This window comes from Micromonospora sp. CNZ297 (genome assembly GCF_007827625.1).
In genome coordinates this window covers 592,714-610,356 of sequence record NZ_VISU01000001.1, presented here as the reverse complement: position 1 = coordinate 610,356, position 17,643 = coordinate 592,714, and the positions used below count along the sequence as shown (strand labels likewise).

Here is a 17,643-nt window from a genome sequence, read left to right as displayed (position 1 = left end):
GCTGTTGTCCTGGTTCCCTTCGATGACGGAGCGCCGACGCATGGACCTCGAAACCACGGAGACCGAACGCCTGCGCACGCTGGACCAGCAGCGCGTGTGGCACCCGTACACCCCCACCGACGCCTACCTCAACGCCAAGCCCCTGGTGATCACCCACGGCGAGGGTGTCTACCTGGTGGACAGCGACGGCAACCGCTATCTCGACGCGGGCTCCTCGCTGGGCGTGAACATCCACGGCCACCAACGTCGGGAACTGAACGAGGCGCTGGCCGCGCAGGCGGCGAAGATCGCGCACACCACGCTCTACGGCATGACCCACCCGGGCGCGGCGGAACTCGCCGACCGGCTGGTCCGGCTCGCCCCGGAGGGCATCGACAAGGTGCTGTTCCTGGAGTCCGGCTCCAGCGCCGTGGAGACGGCGATGAAGATGGCGTACTCCTACTGGGTCTTCAAGGGATCGCCGCAGCGCAACAAGTTCGTGTCCATGGGCGGGGCCTTCCACGGCGACACCATCGGCGCGCTGTCGGTGGGCCAGATGACGATCCTGAAGAACTTCTACCAGCCGCTGCTGCGCGAGACCAGCTCGTTCGCCCAGCCGTACGCGTACCGCTGCGGGTTGTGCAACAACAACTGCAACCTTGCCTGCGCGGACACGCTGGAGGAGGTGCTGGAGCGTGAGGGCGACGAGGTCGCCGCCGTGCTCGTGGAGCCGCGCGTGCAGAACGTCAGCGGCATGATCGTGGCGCGCGACGGTCACCTGGCCCGGGTCGCCGAGATCGCCCGCCGGTACGGCGTCCTGCTCATCGCCGACGAGCTGGGTGTGGGCTTCGGCCGTACCGGCCCGATGTTCGCCTGCCAGGCCGACGGCGTGTCGCCCGACATCCTCTGCGTCGGCAAGGGCCTGACCGGTGGGTACATGCCGTTGACGGCGACGATGGCGTCGGCGGAGGTGTTCGACGCGTTCCGCGGTGACGGCAAGATGCTGCTGTCCGGGCACACGTTCTCCGGCAACCCGCTCGCCGTCGCCGTGGCGCTGGCGAGCCTGGACCTGTTCGAGAAGGACGACCTGATCCGGCACGGCCAGGCGCAGGCCGTGGTCCTGGCCGAGGAGCTGGACAAGTTCCGCAGCGTGGCGCACGTCGGCGACGTCCGGCAGTGCGGCCTGCTGGCCGCCGTCGAGCTGGTGGCCGACGTGGAGACGCGCGAGCCGTTCCCGATGGAGCTGGGCGTCGCGACGCGCATCACCGAGCGGTGCCGGGAACTCGGCATGATCATCCACTCGGCGCCGAGCGACACCATCGTGATCGTGCCGCCGCTGGTGATGACCGAGGAGGAGCTGCGCACGATGGCGCGGATCCTGCTCCAGGCGACGCAGGAGGTCGTGGCCTCACTGCCGGCCTGAGCGCGGAGAAACGGGAACGGGACGGGCGAGAGGCCCGTCCCGTTCCGTCGTCTCCGGACCGCCCTCAGGACCGTCTCCGGACCGCCTCAGGACCGCACGGCGAGGTCGGCCAGCAGCGCCTCGGCCAGCTCGGCGGGCGGGCCGGCCAGGTAGAAGTGCCCGCCGCTGAACACCCGCAGGCTGAAGCCGGCCGACGTGACGTCGGCCCAGCAACGCATCTCCACCACGTCGACCTCCGGGTCGGCGTCGCCGGTGAACGCCGACACGGGACAGCGCAGCGGCGGGCCGGGCAACTGCCGGTACGTCTCGTTGACCGCGAAGTCGGCGCGCAGCCCCGGCAGGAACAACGCCATCAGGTCGTGCCGGCGCAGCACCTCGTCCGGCGTGCCACCGAGCGCCGCGACCGCGGGCAGGAACTCGTCCGCGCCGAGCGTGTGCCGGTCCGGCCGGCGGGCGGGCAGGTGCGGCGCGCGCCGGCCGGAGACGAACAGCCGTGCCGGGCCGCCGCCCGGACCGGCGGACAGCCGCCGGGCGGTCTCGTAGGCGACCACCGCGCCCATGCTGTGGCCGAACAACGCGTACGGGCGGTCCGCGTGCGCGCTGATCGCGGCGGCCAGCGGGGGTACGAGGTGGTCGATGCTGGTGTACGGCGGCTCCCGCAGGCGGGACTCCCGGCCGGGCAGCACGACCGGGCAGACGCCCAGGTACGGCTCCAGCGCGGCGCGCCACGGCCGGAAGAACGAGCCGCCGCCCCCGGCGTGCGGGACGCAGTACAGCAGCATCGGAGCGTCCCGGTCGGCCGGGCCCTTGATCCACTGGTTGCTCATCGTTCCTCCTCGTCGGACCGCAGCACCACGTGCCCCACAGTGCCGGTGGCGCCGACCGCGGTGACGAGCGCGCGCAGCGGGACGCCGGTCCACGGCTCGGGCCGGCGCACGAACCGCACCGGCAGCGCGTCGAGGTCGACGAGCGGGTGGGGCGTCTCCGCCAGCAGGGTCGGTACGAGCCGGCGGTGCCGCAGCTGGAGGAGCACCTTGGTCAACTGCGCGAGCCCGGATGCGGCCTCCGCGTGGCCCAGGTTCGGCTTGAGGGTGCCGATCGGCACGCGTACCCCCTCGGGACCGGGCGCGGCGGCGGCCAGGAACCGGCCCACGGCCTCGATCTCGGCGGCGTCGGACAGGGCGGCGCCGGAGGCCGCGCACTCGACGTATCCGATGTCGGCGGGGGTGAGCCCGGCCCGGCTCACCGCCTCGGCGAGCGACCCGGCGAGGGTGGCCGCGTCGGGCGTGCCGAAGCGGCTCGTCGCGCCGCTGTGCCCCACCCAGGTGCTCTCCACCACGGCGTCGACGCGGTCGCGGTCCCGGCGCGCGTCGCCGAGCCGGCGCAGCAGCAGGGCGCCGGCGCCCTCGCCGGGCGACCAGCCGGCGGCGGTGGCGTCCAGTGCCGGGTGCGGCGTCTCGGCGACCAGGCCCAGCCCGCGCAGCACCGCCACGTGGTACGGGTGCGCCAGCAGGTTGACCGCGCCGACCACAGCGGCGTCGCAGTCGCCCCGGTCGAGGCTCTCGGCCGCCTGGCGCAGGGCGGTGAGCGCCGAGGAACAGGAGGTGTCCACGGCGACGCTCGGGCCGCGGAAGTCGAAGGTGTGGGAGATCCGGTTGGCGATCTCGGAGCCGGTGCCGGAGATCCGGGCCGGGTCGCCGTCGCGCCACCGGTCGGTGCCGGCGAGGCGGTGGTCGTGCCACATCACACCGACGAAGACACCGACCCGGCCGAGGGACGCCGGGGTGTGGCCGGCGTCCTCCAGGCACGCCCACACCACTTCGAGCAGTACGCGTACCTGCGGGTCGAGGACGGCGGCCTCGGCCGGCGCGATCCCGAAGGCCATGCTGTCGAACGTCTCCAGGCCGGACAGGTAGCCGCCGGCCGGTCCGGAGCCCCGCCCGGGCGGGGGCGGAGTGATCGCGCAGTGGCCGGCGTCGAGGTTGCGCCAGAGCGCACCGACGTCGTCCGCGCCGGGGTAGCGGCCGGCCACCCCGACCACGGCGATCTCGCCCGGCCCGGCGACGGACGGCGGACCGGCGGCGGGGGTGCCGGGCGTCTCGGCCTCGTCGTCGCGCGTCACCGGACCGCACAGGAACGCCTGCTGGAACACGTGGCCGTCGTCCAGCCGCAACGCGGCGCGGACCGGCGCCTCGGCGACCGCGCCGACCGGGCACAGCCCCAGCCCGTGGTCGGCCTGGGCGCCCATCAGCACCTGGCCGAGGTAGCCGGCCTCCAGCGCGAGGTACCGGTCGGCGTCGTCGCCGTAGAGCGGGCGGATCGCCCGCGCCTGCCCGACGAGGAGGAGCTGGAACGCCGCCCGGTCGTACACCGGCCGGTTGTAGACGAAGTGCGCGGTGCGGTCCAGGGCCGATCCGTCGCCGATGCGGCGCAGCGTGTGTTCGTCGGGGTGGTGGTAGTAGACGCCGGCCGGCAGCCCGGTGACCCGGTCGCCGGGCACGTGGACGTAGACCTGCACGCCGTAGGTGTCGCCGGCCGACGGGTACAGCCGCCGCGTCCGGTCGCCGTCGGACAGTGGACGCAGCAGGCTCAGCAGGTCCGCCACAGTGGACAGCGGCACGGGCCGGTCGAGGAAGTCGCGGCGCGAGGCCCGTCGCCGGTACCGCCGTGGCGCGGGGTGTTCCCCGGGCAGCGGCACGGCCTCGCCGTCGTCGCGCAGGTCGAGCCGGGCCGCGGCGAAGGCGGACCGTTCGGTGGGGGAGAGCACGTCGACCGTCCGCGGAGGCGGCGCGACGGCCGGGGACGGGTCCGCGGGTACGGGCGCGGGCGTGCCGGGCGACAGGTGCGCGGCGATGCCGTCGATCGTCGGGTTCTCCAGCAGCGCCGCCACCGGGACCCGCGTGCCGAGACGCTCGTGCAGCCGGGCCGAGACCTGGACCATGGTGAACGACGTGGCACCCTGGTCCCACAGGTCGGCCGCGGGGTCGACGGTCTCGCCGAGCAGTTCGCCGAACAGTTCCGTGAGCACCTGACGGACACCGGGCTCGTGCGGAGCGTCCGCCGGTCCCGGCGGGTCCGGCGGCCCGACCGGCGGCCCGACCGGCAGCGGCCACGGCAGCCGGGCGCGGTCCAGCTTGCCGTTGTCGGTGGCGGGGAACTGCTCCAGCACGGCCAGGTGGCTCGGCACCATGTAGTCGGGCAGCGTCTCGGCGGCGAAGGCCCGCAGGTCGCGGACGGCCGGTGCGGCGCCACCGGAGGACAGCAGGTACGCCACCAGCTTGCGTTCGCCGCCCTCCTCACGGGCCACCACCACCGCGTCCTTGACGCCCGGATGGCCGCGCAGCCGGTGCTCGATCTCGCCGAGTTCGACCCGGAACCCGCGGATCTTCACCTGGTGGTCGGCCCGGCCCAGGAAGGTCAGGTTGCCGTCCGGCAGGAACGCCGCCCGGTCGCCCGTGCGGTACATCCGGTCGCCGGGCGGCCCGAACGGGCACGGCACGAACCGGTCCTCGGTGAGGTCCGGCCGGTTGTGGTAACCGGCACTGAGCACCTCCCCGGCGATGTAGAGGTCGCCCTCGACGCCGGGCCGGCACGGGCGCCGGTCGTCGTCCAGGACGTAGTAGCGGGCGTTGTCGATCGGCCGGCCGTAGGGGATGCTGCGCCACCCGGGCTCGACGGTCCCGACGCGGTACCAGTTCGACCACACGGTGGCCTCGGTCGCCCCGCCGAGGTTGACGATCTCGGCGGCGGTGAAACAGGCCCGCAGCTCGTCGGGCAGGGACAGCGGCGTGTGGTCACCGCTGAGGAACACCAGCCGCAGGTCGGTCGTGCCGGGCCGGCCGCGGTGCGCGGCGGTCAGCGGTACGACGTGCGCCAGGGTGGTCGGCGCGGAGTTCCAGAACGTGACCGGCTCCCGCAGCAGGACGTCCAGCAGCAGCGCCGGGTCCTTCTGCTGCTCGGAGTCGGCGACGTAGATCGAGGCGCCGTAGCCGAGCAGCCCGAGGATGTCGAACACGGACAGGTCGAAGCCGAGCGAGGTCACGCACAGCCCGGTGTCCTCCGGTCCGAAGCGGAACGTCCGGCGCGCCCAGTGCAGAAGGTTGTGCACGGCCCGGTGGGTGACCGCGACACCCTTGGGCCGGCCGGTGCTGCCGGAGGTGAAGATGACGTACGCGAGGTCGTCCTCGCCGGTGCACGGCTCCGGATCCGGCACCGCTGCGGAACCCACCCGGTCGGCGTGGACCACGGCGATCCCGTCCGGCCGTCCCGGCGCCGGCAGGTCCAGGTCGCTCGTCGTGACGAGCGCGACCGCGTCCGCGTCGGCGAGCATCAGCGCGGCGCGCGCCGGCGGCAGCGACGGCTCCACCGGCAGGTAGGCGCCACCGGCCTTGAGCACGCCGTGCACGGCGGCGACCATGAGCGGCCCCCGGGCGACGCTGATCCCGACCACGGACCCGGCGCCGACGCCCGCGGCGCGCAGCCGGACCGCGATCCGGTTCGCCACCGCGTTCAGCTCACCGAAGGACGTGGTCCCGCCGCGCCCGCGTACGGCCACCGCCTCGGGCCGGGTCCGGGCCTGGGCCTCGAACAGCAGGTGCACCGGCCCGGCGTGCGGGAACTCGACGACGGTGTCGTTCCACCCGTACACGACGTCGCTGAGGTCGGCCAGTTCGGCCAGCGCCGACCGGTACGCGTCGAAGATCCGGTCCAGGTCGTCGTCGCCGATCGCACCCTCGGTGGCGTCCCAGAACAGCCGCAGCGTGTCGTCGCCCTCGTCGATCGCGATGCAGTCCAGCGCCACGTCGGGCGTGCACGTCAGCCACGGGCCGGCTGTCACGCCGTCCGGCAGCGGCACGTCGCCGAGTTCGAGCAGCCCGGTGCACACGACCGGGTACCCGGCGCCGCCGTCGCGCATCCGCCGCAGCACCAGCCGCCGCAGCTCGGCCAGGCCGGAGGCGCCGTCCGCCGCCGCGTCGGCGGTGATCTGCCGGTCGTAGCGCCCGGCGAGGTCGAGCAGGCCCTCGCCCGGTTCGCCGGCGGCCAGCCAGCTCAGCGCGGTCAGTTCGGCGGGCCGGAACGGCTCGGACCGGGACGTCCAGCGCACCAGCGGCACCGCGAAGCGGTCGCGGTGGCAGGTGCCGATCGCTGTGGTGAGCGCGGCCATGAGCAGCGCGTCGAGGGCGAGGCCGCGTTCCCGGGCCAGCCGCCGGATCCGCGTCCAGCCCGGCACCCGGGCGGTACGCCGCCGCCGTGGCCCGGTGCGCGCCTCGATCGGCGGGCCGGGCGGAAGGTCGGCCAGGCGGTCCTGCCAGTACCGGCGGGCGTGCGGGTCCGGTGCCGCCTGCGGTGCGCGGGGCGGCCCGGCCACCGGCGTGCCCGGCTCGGCGTAGCGGCGCATCAGCTCGCGCAGCAGCAGGTGGATGCTGCGGCCGTCGGCCACCAGCAGGTCCAGCGCCACGTGCACGGTGGCCCCGCCTGCCTCGTCCACCTGGACGCGCAGCTCACCCTGGGGGAGCCGGCCGAGCGGGAAGGCCCGGCCCACCATGTCCCGCTGCACCGCGTCGGGCGACGGCACGCCGCCCGGTGCGTCCGGCCCGGTCACCGGGATGTGCCACCGGTCCGGCACGTCGTCGCAGGTGACCAGCCGTCCGTCCGGTGTGACGACGGTCCGCAGCGGCTCGTGCGCGGCGAGCAGACCCAGCCAGGCCGCCTCCAGCCGGGGCAGGTCGAGCCGGTCGACGGCGAAGGCGTGCACCACCTGGCAGCCGCTCCACGGGCCGGTGCCGCCCGTGGTCCGGGCCACGAAGTACGCCTGCTGGAGGTCGTTCAGGGGCCGGCCGGCGTCGTCGGGGACGGGCCGTAGCCAGCGCAGCGTGTTGACGAACCAGGCGAAGGTCGCGGCGACCACGCCCGGGCCGAAGGCGTCCTCCGCGACGTCCCACCGCACGCGCAGTTCGCCGTCGCGCTCGCCGATCTGCGCGTCGAGCGTGACGCCAGTGGTCTGGCTGACCGCGTACCGGCCGTCGGCGCCGGTCCCGCCCACGTCGAGCAGGCTGGTGAACACCACCGGCAGCTGCGCCGGGACCGGCAGCCGGCGGGACCGCAGCTCACGGAGCGCGGCCACACCGGGCACGTCGGCGTGCTCGAGGTCGCGGCGCAGCCGGTCGTGGACCGCCCGGGCGGCCTCGGCGAACGGCCGCCCGGTCGTCGCCTCGGCGACGAACACGGTGGTCGAGGTGAACGGCCCGGGCACACCCGCCGCCTCGGCGGGCAGCCAGAGCCGGCTGTTCGTGGTCAGCACGAGCGAGAACGCCGCGTCGGCGCCGGCCCGACGCAGTGCCTCGGTGAAGGCGGTGAGCACCACGGCGGTCGGCGAGACGCCGAGATCGCCCGCGTACGCGGTCACCGCGGCCCACTCGCGTCGCGTCAGCGCCGCCGTGTACGGCACCCGCACCGGGCCGGGCTCCACGCCGGAGGTGGGCAGGGCGGGTCCGGGCGGCAGGTCGCGCAGCGCGTCGGCCCAGTACTCCAGGCCGGCGCGGTACCCGTCGCCGTCGCGGTGGGCGGCGAGGGCCACGCCGAGATCTCGCAGGCCGGCGCCAGGGGCGGGCAGCTCGCGCCCGGGGTCGTCGTGGAGCGCCCGGAGCTGCCCGACGAGCAGCTCCAGCCCGGCGCCGTCGACGATCGCCGCGTCGACGCTGAGGTGCAGCACGCCGCCGCCGTCCGGGGCCCGGGACACCTCGACCGTCCACAACGGCTCGTCGGCCGGGCCGTAGGAGTGGTGGGAGAGGCGCCGGCGTACGTCCTCGGCGTCGTCGCCGACCGGCATGGTCCAGTCCGGCGGCCGCTCGGCCACCCGCTGGCGCCCGTCGGGGGTCAGCACGAGCCGCAGCGCCTCGTGGTGCCCGACGAGCCGCCCCCACGCCGCGCGCAGGCGGTCCACGTCCAGGTCGGGGAGGTCGTACTCGCGGTAGAGGTGGCAGCCGGGCAGACCGGTCGCCTTGGCCAGCAGGTACCCCTCCTGGAGCGGGGTGAGCGGGAACGGTTCGTGCCGCCGCCCGGGCTCGGGGCGTACGTCGGGACGCAGCCCTGCGCCGGCGGGCGCGGCGTGGGCGGCCAGCTCGGCCAGTTCCCGGGCGGTGGCGCAGCGGCGCAGCGCGTCGGTCGGCAGCTCGGTGCCGAACGCGGCGCCGACCTCCAGCAGCAGCCGCGCGGCGGCGAGGGAACCGAGTCCCAGGTCGCCCAGGGCCGTGTCGGCGTCCGCTGTGACCCCGGCCGGCAGCACGCCCGACAGGACGTCCAGGACGATCTCCACGCGGTCCGGGATGGCGGTCTGCTCGTTCATGCGCTCCCCGCTCCGAAGGCCGGCGTTCGCCGCAACCTAAGCGGCGCCGGACCGGACGTGCTGCTCAACTCTGGGCAGCACGTCCGTCCGGCGGGCCGGACAGTCCAAGTCGTGTCCTTACGACCGAAGTCCGCCTGGGTGTTCCCGGGGCAGGGCGCGCAGCGCCGGGGCATGGGCGGTGACCTGTTCGACCGCTTCCCGGACGAGTGCGCCGCCGCCGACCGGATCATCGGCGTACCGGTGACCCGGCTGTGCCGGGACGACGACCTGCTCGGCGACACCCGGTACGCCCAGCCGGCGCTGTTCGTCGTCGGCGCGCTGGCCTACCTGGCGGCACGCGACGAGGAGCCGCCGCCGGACTACCTCGCCGGGCACAGCCTCGGCGAGTACGCGGCGCTGTTCGCGGCCGGCTGCCTGGACTTCGAGGAGGCGCTGCGCCTGGTGTGCCGCCGCGGCGAGATCATGGCCCGGGCGGCCGGCGGCGGCATGCTCGCCGTCCTCGGTGAACGGCTGGACCGGCTGCCCGGGGTACTCGCCGACGCCGGTGTCGACGACGTGGACGTGGCCAACGACAACGCCGACGGCCAGGTGACGCTCTCCGGCCCGCGCGAGTCGCTGTCGGCGGCGGCGCGGGCGGTCACCGGCGCCGGTCTGGGCCGATGCGTCCCGCTTCCGGTGGCCGCCGCGTTCCACTCGCGGTACATGCGCGCCGCGGCGGGCGAGTTCGCCGATGTGCTGTCGCAGGTCCGCTTCGCGCCGCCGCAGGTGCCGGTGATCTCCAACGTGACCGCCCGGCCGCACGACCCGCTGCTGCTGCCCGACCTGCTCGCCGTGCAGCTGCGTCGCCCGGTGCGGTGGCGCGAGACCATGGCGTATCTGGTCGGCCGCGGCGTGCGCACGGTGCGCGAGCTGGGTCCGGGCCGTGTGCTGACGGACCTGTTCCGTCCGGTGCTCGCGGCGGCGCCGGCCGTGCCGGACGGCGGCGATCCGGGACCGGCGGCGCTCGGCTGTCAGCGGTTCCGCGCCGACTACGGCGTCACGTGGTCCTACCTCGCCGGCTCGATGTACCGCGGGATCAGCTCGGTGGCGATGGTCGCCCGCCTGGGCAAGGCGGGCCTGCTCGGCTTCTTCGGCGCGGGCGGCTTCGACCGCGACGAGGTCGAGGCGGTCCTGCGCTCGCTCACCGCGGATCCCGGTCCGGGCCGCTTCGGCATGAACCTGCTGGCGATGCCGGACAACCCGGCGCTGGAGTCGGCGCTGGCGGAGCTGTACGTCCGGCACGACGTCCGCTACGTCGAGGCGGCCGGGTACACCGGGGTCACCGCGGCCCTGGTGCGGTTCCGCTTCGCCGGCGCGCACCTGAGCGCCGACGGCACCCCGGTCGCCGTCCGGCACGTCGTGGCGAAAGTGTCCCGGCCCGAGGTCGCGGCCGCGTTCCTGGCCCCGCCGCCGCCGGCGATGCTCGCCGCTCTCGTGGCCGAGGGCGCGCTGTCCGCCGGGGAGGCAGCCGCGGCGGCGCGGCTGCCGGTGAGCGGCGACCTGTGCGCCGAGGCCGACTCGGCCGGGCACACCGACGCGCGGTCCCCGTTCAGCCTCGTGCCGGACCTCGCCCTGCTGCGCGACGCGGAGATGCTCCGGCACCGCTACCACGAACGGATCCGGGTCGGCGCCGCGGGCGGCCTGGGCACCCCGGAGGCGGTCGCCGCGGCGTTCGTGCTCGGCGCCGACTTCGTGGTCACCGGGTCGATCAACCAGGCCACGCCTGAGGCCGGGACGTCACCCGAGGTCAAGGACCTGCTGGCAGGCGCCGGGATCCAGGACACGGCGTACGCGCCGGCCGGTGACACGTTCGAGTTCGGCTCCCGCGTGCAGGTGCTGCGCCGCGGCACGATGTTCGCGGCGCGGGCCACCCAGCTGCTCCAGCTCTACCACCGCTACGACACCTGGGACGAGGTGCCCGCCGCGATCCGCGACGCCGTGGAACGGACCACCTTCCGCCGGCCGTTCGCGCAGGTGTGGCGGGAGACCGAGCGGCACTACCGGGACACCGGCCGGGCCGCGGAGGTGGAGCGCGCCGGCCCGCGACGGCGGATGGCACTGGCGTTCAAGTGGTACTTCGCCCACGCCACGGAGGTGGCGCTGCGCGGCGACACCACCGAACGGGCGAACTTCCAGGTCCACACCGGACCGGCGATGGGCGCCTTCAACCGGTACGTGCGCGGCACCGAACTGGCCGACTGGCGGCTGCGGCACGTCGACGTCATAGCCGAACTGCTGATGCGCGGGGCGGCCGACGTCCTGCGCCGGCACTGTCCGCCGGTGGCCATTAGTGAGCAGAGCCGCTGGTCCGATGCTGACTAGCGTGTCCGGGCGCCCACCGAACCAGCCGAAGCGAAGGAGTCTCCGATGACCACCACATCGAGTCCGCCGTTCGTGTTGCCGACCGCCCAGGCCCAGACCACGATCGACCGGGCCGCGATCCTGCACTCGGGCAACGCCGGCGTGATCGTCGAACGGGTCGGTCAGTTGCGTGCCGAGTTCCGCTCCGAGGCCCGGCAGTTCGCCCGGGAGCTGTCGGAGTACCTCAACACCAACTACGCCGGCATCATCACGGTGTTCGTCTACGAGGAGACCTTCGGCACGAAGGACCGCCTCCACTGGCTGATGCACCTGAAGTCGCTGCACGCGTACGAGACGCTGATCGAGATGGGCAGCCGCGACGCCGGCTGGCGGGACATCATCATGCGCCAGCGCATCGACCCCGCGCGCGGCGGCGGCACGTGGGACCGGATGTTCCTCGACGGCGACCTGCACGAGACGGTGCTCATCCCGTCGGCCTTCGGCATGTACGGCACGTCGGACGAGACGCCGGACTCGGTGCGGACCACCGAGGGCGCCGCCACGTTCACCGTACCCACCGCGCAGCTCCAGACCGACGTGCCGGTCGAGGATCAGCTCAACTCCGCCACCTGCGGCATTCTCATGCACCGCACCGGCGAGCTGCGCTACGAGTTCCGGGCCGAGGGGCGCGCGTTCGCCCGGGCGCTGTGCGAGAGCTGGAACCGGGCGCTCGCCGGCCACGCCACCATCTACCTGTACGAGGAGGCGTTCGGCCGGTCCGACCGCATCCACCACTTCATCCACCTGAAGTCGCTCAGCTCGTACTACACGCTGATGGGCGTCCGCGCGATGAGCGACCCGGCCACCCGCGAGGTGTTCACCCGCCAGTGGATCCCGGAGGAGAAGGGCGGCGGCGGCTGGGAACGGATGTTCGTCCAGTCCAGCCTGTCCGACCTGTCGCTCACGCCCCAGCACTGGGGCATGTACGCCACCAAGACGGAGCGGTGACCGATGCCCGTGACTGACTGCCTGCACACGATCTTCTCCCGGCGGGCGGCGGAACAGCCGCACCGGATCGCGGTGACCTGCGGCGACCACCGGCTGTCCTACAGCGAGCTGGACCGCCTGTCCGGTGAGCTGGCCGAGCGGCTGCGCGGGTACGGGGTCGGCCCCGGCGTCCACGTCGGGGTGTGCGTGGACCGCTCGGTCGACCTGGTCGTGTGCGTGCTGGCGGTGGTGAAGGCGGGCGGCGCCTACGTGCCGGTGGACGCCGAGCATCCGGCCGCGCGGGTCGCGGCCGTGCTGGCCGGCAGCCGGGTTCCGGTGACGGTGGCGGTGACCCGTACCGCCGACTCGCTCGCGGAGTGGTCGGGTCCGGTGCTGTGGGCCGACGACAGCGAGGACGACGACACCGACGACGAGGACGGCGAGGGCACGGCCGCCGAGGCCGCGGCCGGTGCCAGCCCGGCGGACCGGGCCGTCGGCGCGGACGCGGTACGGGAGCCCGCCGGTGAGGCCGGGCCGGACGACCCCGCGTACGTCATCCACACGTCGGGCTCCACCGGGGCGCCGAAGGGCGTGGAGGTGTCGCACCGCAGCGTCGTGGCGCTGCTGGAGCACGGCGCGGAGCGCTTCGGCTTCGGCGGCGACGACACGTGGACGCTGTTCCACTCGATCGGCTTCGACTTCTCCGTCTGGGAGCTGTGGGGGGCGCTGCTGTCCGGCGGCCGGCTCGTCGTCGTACCGGGGAGCGTCGCCCGGACCCCGGCGCTGATGCTGGACCTGGTGCGGCGCGAACAGGTCACGGTGCTCAACCAGACCCCCTCGGCGTTCCGCCAGCTCGCCGCCGCCTACCTGGCCGACGAGGGCCCGGACGACCTGCGCCTGGTGGTGTTCGGCGGCGAGCGGCTCGACGTCGCGATGCTGGCGCCGTGGATCGCCCGGCGCGGCGACGACCGGCCGGAACTGGTCAACATGTACGGCATCACCGAGGTGACCGTGCACGCCACCGAACGCCGGATCGTCGCGGCGGACCTCGACCGGCCGTCGGTGAGCCCGATCGGCCGCCCCCTGCCCGGCGTACGGATCGAGCTGCGCGACGAGACCGGTGCGCCGGTGCCGGACGGCACGCCGGGGGAGCTGTACGTGGCGGGCGCCGGGCTGGCGCGGGGCTACCTGCACCAGCCGGAGCTGACCGCCGAACGCTTCGCCGAGTCCGGCGGTGAACGCTGGTACCGCTCCGGGGACCGGGCCGTGCGGACCGACGGCGACCTGGTCTACCTCGGCCGGGTCGACAGGCAGTTGAAGGTCCGCGGCTACCGGATCGAGCCGGGCGAGGTGGAGGCGGCGGTCCTGGCGCACCCCGGCGTCGGCACCGCGCTGGTGACCGCCCAGGACTTCGGCGATGGCGACGTACGCCTGGTCGCCTACGTCGCGCCCCCGCCCGGCGCGGACCCGTCCGCGCTCACCGAGGCGGACCTCGCCATGACCGTGGCGGACCTGCCCGGCTACCTGCGGCCGTCCCGCTTCCACGTGGTCGCCGACATCCCGCTCACCGTGCAGGGCAAAGCCGACGTGGCGGTCCTGGACCGCCTGGCCGAGCCGGCCGAGCCGGCCGAGCCGGCCGGCGACGACGCGGTGTCCGGGGTGAAGGCCATCGCCGACGAGGTGCTGCGCCGCGACGTGCCGGTGGACGGCGACCTGTTCGACCTGGGCGCCACGTCGCTGGCCCTCACCCGGATCGTGGCCATGGTGAACGACCGGTTCGGCATCGCGCTGACCGGCGCCGAGATGGAGGAGCCCACGGTCGGGTGCCTCGCCGAGGTGGTGGACGCGTCCCGACGCCACCATTCCCTGCAACAGGTAGGAGGATGACATGGAGGACGACTACACGCTCACCGCCGAGGAGCTGGCCGACTTCCACCGCAACGGGTACTTCGGCCCGTTCCCGGTGTACGAGGTCGAGGAGATGCAGCGGCGGTGGCGGCGGGAACGGCTGCGCCTGCTGGACCGCTCGCACGCGGTCTACCAGGACGAGGCCGCGCTCTCCGGGAACACCAACATCTCCAACTACGACCGGCACCTGGACAACGAGTTCCTGGCCGACCACATCTGCCACCCGCGGATCGTCGACCGCGTCGTCAGCGTGCTCGGCCCGGACGTGCAGTGCTGGCGGTCGGAGTTCTTCCCCAAGTACCCGGGCGACGAGGGCACCGACTGGCACCAGGCCGACACGTTCGCCAACGCCTCCGGCAAGCCGCAGATCCTCTGGCCCGGCGACGCGAAGGACTTCGGCGGCACGATCACCGTCTGGACGGCCTTCACCGAGGCCAACGAGGAGACGGGGTGCCTCCAGTTCATCCCGGGCACCCACCGGACGATGTTCTACGACGAGACCAAGCGCATGCACTACGACCCGGCCTCCATCAACAGCACCGACAAGGACGGCGTACGCCGCGGGTTCTTCGGCTACGACTACCGCGAGCTGCAGATCGACCCGGACTGGAAGCCCGACGAGTCCAAGGCGGTGTCGATGGTGATGCGGCCCGGCGAGGCAATCATGTTCTGGTCGACGCTGATGCACGCGTCGCTGCCGCACGCGGGACGCACCGAGGAGATGCGGCTCGGCTTCGCCGGCCGGTACGTGCCGGTGTCGGTGGACGTCTACCCGGACACCGACGTCATCGAGGAGTACGGCGGCGCCGTGTCGCTGGACCGCTGGGGCTCGGTGCTCGTCGCGGGACACAACGGCAACCCGCACAACCGGATGGCGACCGAGACCACGCGCGGCCACCGGTTCACCCGGCGGGACCGCTCCGGGGCGCGGGTGTCACCGGCATGACCGTCTTCGAGGTCGTGAAGGCGAGCCTCGTCGAGGTCGTCCCGGACGTCGACCCGGCGAGCGTCACCGCCGGGCGCACGCTGAGCGACCTCGGCTGCACGAGCATCGACCGGGCCGAGGTCGTGACGCTGGCCATGGAGCGGCTCGGCATCGTGGTGCCGATCTCCGAGTTCCGCGACGTCAACGACCTCGACCGGATCGTCGAGCTGCTGCGGACGCACATGTGAGCACGGTCGCGGTGACCGGCACCGGGATCGTCTGCGCGATCGGTGCGGACGTCCCGTCGTTCACCACGGCGCTGCGGGCGGGCCGCAGCGGTGTCGTCGGCACCGCTGACGGCCTGGCCGCGCCGATCACCGGGTGGTCGTTCGACGACGCGGTGGCCGGCGTGCCCGAGCCGCTGCGCCGCCGGGCGGTCCGGGCCGCGGCGCGCGCGCCGCAGCCGGTGCGGGCCGCCGTCGCGGCGGCGCTCCAGGCGTGGACCGGGGCCGGCCTGCCCGGCGCCCGGATCCCCGGCGACCGGGTCGGGATCGTGGTGGCCGGGCACAACCTGACCGCGCGGTACACGCACGAGCTGTACCGGACCTGGCAGGATCGGCCGGCGTACCTGCCGGCGCGGTTCGCCCTGCACGTCCAGGACACCGACCACGTCGGGACGCTCAGCGAGGTGCTGTCCGCCACCGGCGAGGGTTTCACCGTCGGCGGGGCCTCGGCCAGCGGCAACGTCGGCATCGTGCACGCCGCCCGGCTGGTCGCCGCCGGCGCGGTGGACTGCTGCGTCCTGGTCGGCGCGGTCACCGAGCTGACACCGATGCACCACCGGGGTTTCGCGGTGCTCGGCGCGCTCGCCGAGCCGGGTGGCGACCCGGCCGCCGCCTGCCGGCCGTTCGACCACGACCGGCGCGGCTTCGTCCCCGGCGAGGCCGCCGCGGCGCTGGTGCTGGAACACCCGGCCGCCGCGGCCCGGCGCGGCGCGGCGGTCCTGGCGACGGTGGCCGGGTACGCCCTCGGCCTGGACGCCAACCGGCTCGCCGACCCCGACTCGGCCGGGCAGGCCCGCGTGATCCGGGCCGCCCTGGCCGCCGCGGGGCTGGCCCCGCACGAGGTGGACTACGTCAACGCCCACGCCACCGGTTCCCGGCTGGGCGACGAGACGGAACTCGCGGCGCTGCACGACGTGCTCGGCGCCGCCGCCGGCCGGCCGTGGGTGAACGCCACCAAGGCGCTGACCGGTCACTGCCTCGGCTCGGCCGGGGTGGTCGAGGCCGTCGCCACCGTCGCGCAGCTCACCGGCGGCTTCGTGCACCCCAACCCGAACCTGGCCCGACCGATCGATGCCCGGATCCGGTTCGCCGGCGCCGGGCCCGAGCCCGCCCGGCTGCGGTACGCGCTGTCCACCGGCTTCGGCTTCGGGGGCATCAACACGGCCGTGGTCCTCGCCCGTACCGCCGATGGAGGTTGAACGATCATGTACGACGTCGTCGTCGTCGGGGCCCGCTGCGCGGGCGCGCCGACCGCCATGCTCCTGGCCCGCCAGGGCCACCGGGTGCTGCTGCTGGACCGCAGCGCCTTCCCGGCCGACAAGCTCTCCACGCTGTACATCCAGCAGCCGGGCGTCGCGCGGCTGGCCCGCTGGGGTCTGCTGGACGCGCTTCGGGCCACCGGCTGCCCGCCGCTGGACCACGTCGTCTACGAGTTGGGTGACGTGCGCGTCGAGGGCTGCTGCAGCGGCATCGACGGCATCCGCGCGGCGTACGCGCCCCGCCGCTCGATCCTGGACCCGCTGCTGGCCGGCGCCGCTGTCGACGCCGGCGCCGAGTTCCGCGACGACTGCCGGGTCACCGGCCTGCTGTGGGAGGACGACCGGGTCGTCGGGGTGCGCACCGACCGCGGCGACGAGCGGGCCGCGCTGGTCGTCGGCGCCGACGGGATGCGCTCCACCGTCGCCGGGCTCACCGGCGCGCCCACGACGACGTCCCACCCGCCGCTGACCTGCGCGTACTACGCGTTCTGGGACGGGCCGAAGACACACTTCGAGATGTACGAGGGCGACACCGGCTGGGTGTCAGCGGTGCCGACGAACGACGGCGCGGTGCTCATCGCCGCCTACTACCCGCAGCAGCGCTTCGACGAGGTCCGGCACGACGCGCGCGCGGCCTACCTCGACAACGTGCGGACCAACGCGCCGCGGCTGTACGAGCAGATGGAGCGCGGCCGGCAGATCGGCGGCGTGCACGGCACGGGTGACCAGCAGAACTTCTTCCGCCGCGCGCACGGCCCGGGCTGGGCGCTCGTCGGCGACGCCGGCCACCACAAGGACTCGCTGACCGCCCGCGGCATCTCCGACGCGTTCATGCAGGCCGACCTGCTCGCCGAGTCGGTGGGCGAGCACCTGGCCGACCGGACACGGCTCGACGCCGCGCTGGCCGACTACGACCGGGAACGCGAGCAGCGGCTGATGGAGAACTACCAGGCGACCCTGCTGGTGGCCCAGGCCGAGGCCCGGGACAAGCGCCGCGCGCTGCTGCGCGCCGTCGGCAGCAGCCCCGAACTGACCACCCGCTACTTCGACGCGGTGGCCGGGATCGTGCCGCTGCGGGAGCTGTACACACCGGAACTGATGGCGCTGATGTCCGCCCCGACGGCCCCCTGACACCGCGCCCTATTGAGCAGACACCCGTGCCGGTGATCGGCGACCGTCAGATCCGCAGACGT

At 74.4% G+C, this 17,643-nt stretch carries 10 protein-coding genes; 8 read left to right on the top strand and 2 right to left on the bottom strand.

Annotation, left to right across the window (positions count from 1 at the left end):
• Window positions 1-40 precede the first annotated feature (40 nt).
• A complete protein-coding gene (gene bioA / locus FB454_RS02555; protein WP_013287033.1) occupies window positions 41-1,402 on the top strand; it encodes an adenosylmethionine--8-amino-7-oxononanoate transaminase in 1,362 nt (453 codons plus the stop codon).
• Window positions 1,403-1,488: 86 nt separating this feature from the next.
• Here the strand turns inward: bioA and FB454_RS02550 are convergent, their stop codons facing one another.
• Together FB454_RS02550 and FB454_RS02545 are read right to left on the bottom strand one after the other, a co-directional pair.
• The gene (locus FB454_RS02550) at window positions 1,489-2,229 is read right to left on the bottom strand and encodes an alpha/beta fold hydrolase (RefSeq protein ID WP_145822391.1); all 741 of its coding nucleotides are present in this window, start codon (window positions 2,227-2,229) and stop codon (window positions 1,489-1,491) included.
• Window positions 2,226-8,747 (bottom strand): non-ribosomal peptide synthetase, encoded by a 6,522-nt coding sequence (locus FB454_RS02545; protein WP_145822390.1) that lies wholly within the window; start codon window positions 8,745-8,747, stop codon window positions 2,226-2,228. Before FB454_RS02545 ends, FB454_RS02550 begins: the two co-directional genes overlap by 4 nt.
• Window positions 8,748-8,858: 111 nt before the next feature.
• Between FB454_RS02545 and fabD the strand changes: the two genes are divergently transcribed.
• From fabD to FB454_RS02510, 7 genes are read left to right on the top strand one after another with little or no spacing between them, the layout of a single operon-like run.
• Window positions 8,859-11,108, top strand: a complete 2,250-nt coding sequence (gene fabD, locus FB454_RS02540) for an ACP S-malonyltransferase (RefSeq protein WP_255367947.1) — start codon at window positions 8,859-8,861, stop codon at window positions 11,106-11,108.
• Between the two features lie 45 nt (window positions 11,109-11,153).
• A complete protein-coding gene (locus FB454_RS02535) occupies window positions 11,154-12,095 on the top strand; it encodes a DUF6039 family protein (protein ID WP_013287029.1) in 942 nt (313 codons plus the stop codon).
• Window positions 12,096-12,098: 3 nt separating this feature from the next.
• Window positions 12,099-13,961, top strand: coding sequence for a non-ribosomal peptide synthetase (locus tag FB454_RS02530; RefSeq protein ID WP_145822388.1), 1,863 nt, complete (start codon window positions 12,099-12,101; stop codon window positions 13,959-13,961).
• Between the two features lies 1 nt (window position 13,962).
• Window positions 13,963-14,928, top strand: a complete 966-nt coding sequence (locus FB454_RS02525; RefSeq protein ID WP_071094416.1) for a chlorinating enzyme — start codon at window positions 13,963-13,965, stop codon at window positions 14,926-14,928.
• Window positions 14,925-15,155 carry a phosphopantetheine-binding protein gene (locus tag FB454_RS02520; protein WP_013287026.1) on the top strand — a complete coding sequence of 77 codons (231 nt, stop codon included), beginning with the start codon at window positions 14,925-14,927 and terminating at the stop codon, window positions 15,153-15,155. Before FB454_RS02525 ends, FB454_RS02520 begins: the two co-directional genes overlap by 4 nt.
• Window positions 15,152-16,390 (top strand): beta-ketoacyl synthase N-terminal-like domain-containing protein, encoded by a 1,239-nt coding sequence (locus tag FB454_RS02515; RefSeq protein WP_013287025.1) that lies wholly within the window; start codon window positions 15,152-15,154, stop codon window positions 16,388-16,390. Before FB454_RS02520 ends, FB454_RS02515 begins: the two co-directional genes overlap by 4 nt.
• Window positions 16,391-16,396: 6 nt before the next feature.
• Window positions 16,397-17,581 (top strand): NAD(P)/FAD-dependent oxidoreductase, encoded by a 1,185-nt coding sequence (locus tag FB454_RS02510; protein ID WP_013287024.1) that lies wholly within the window; start codon window positions 16,397-16,399, stop codon window positions 17,579-17,581.
• Window positions 17,582-17,643 lie beyond the last annotated feature (62 nt).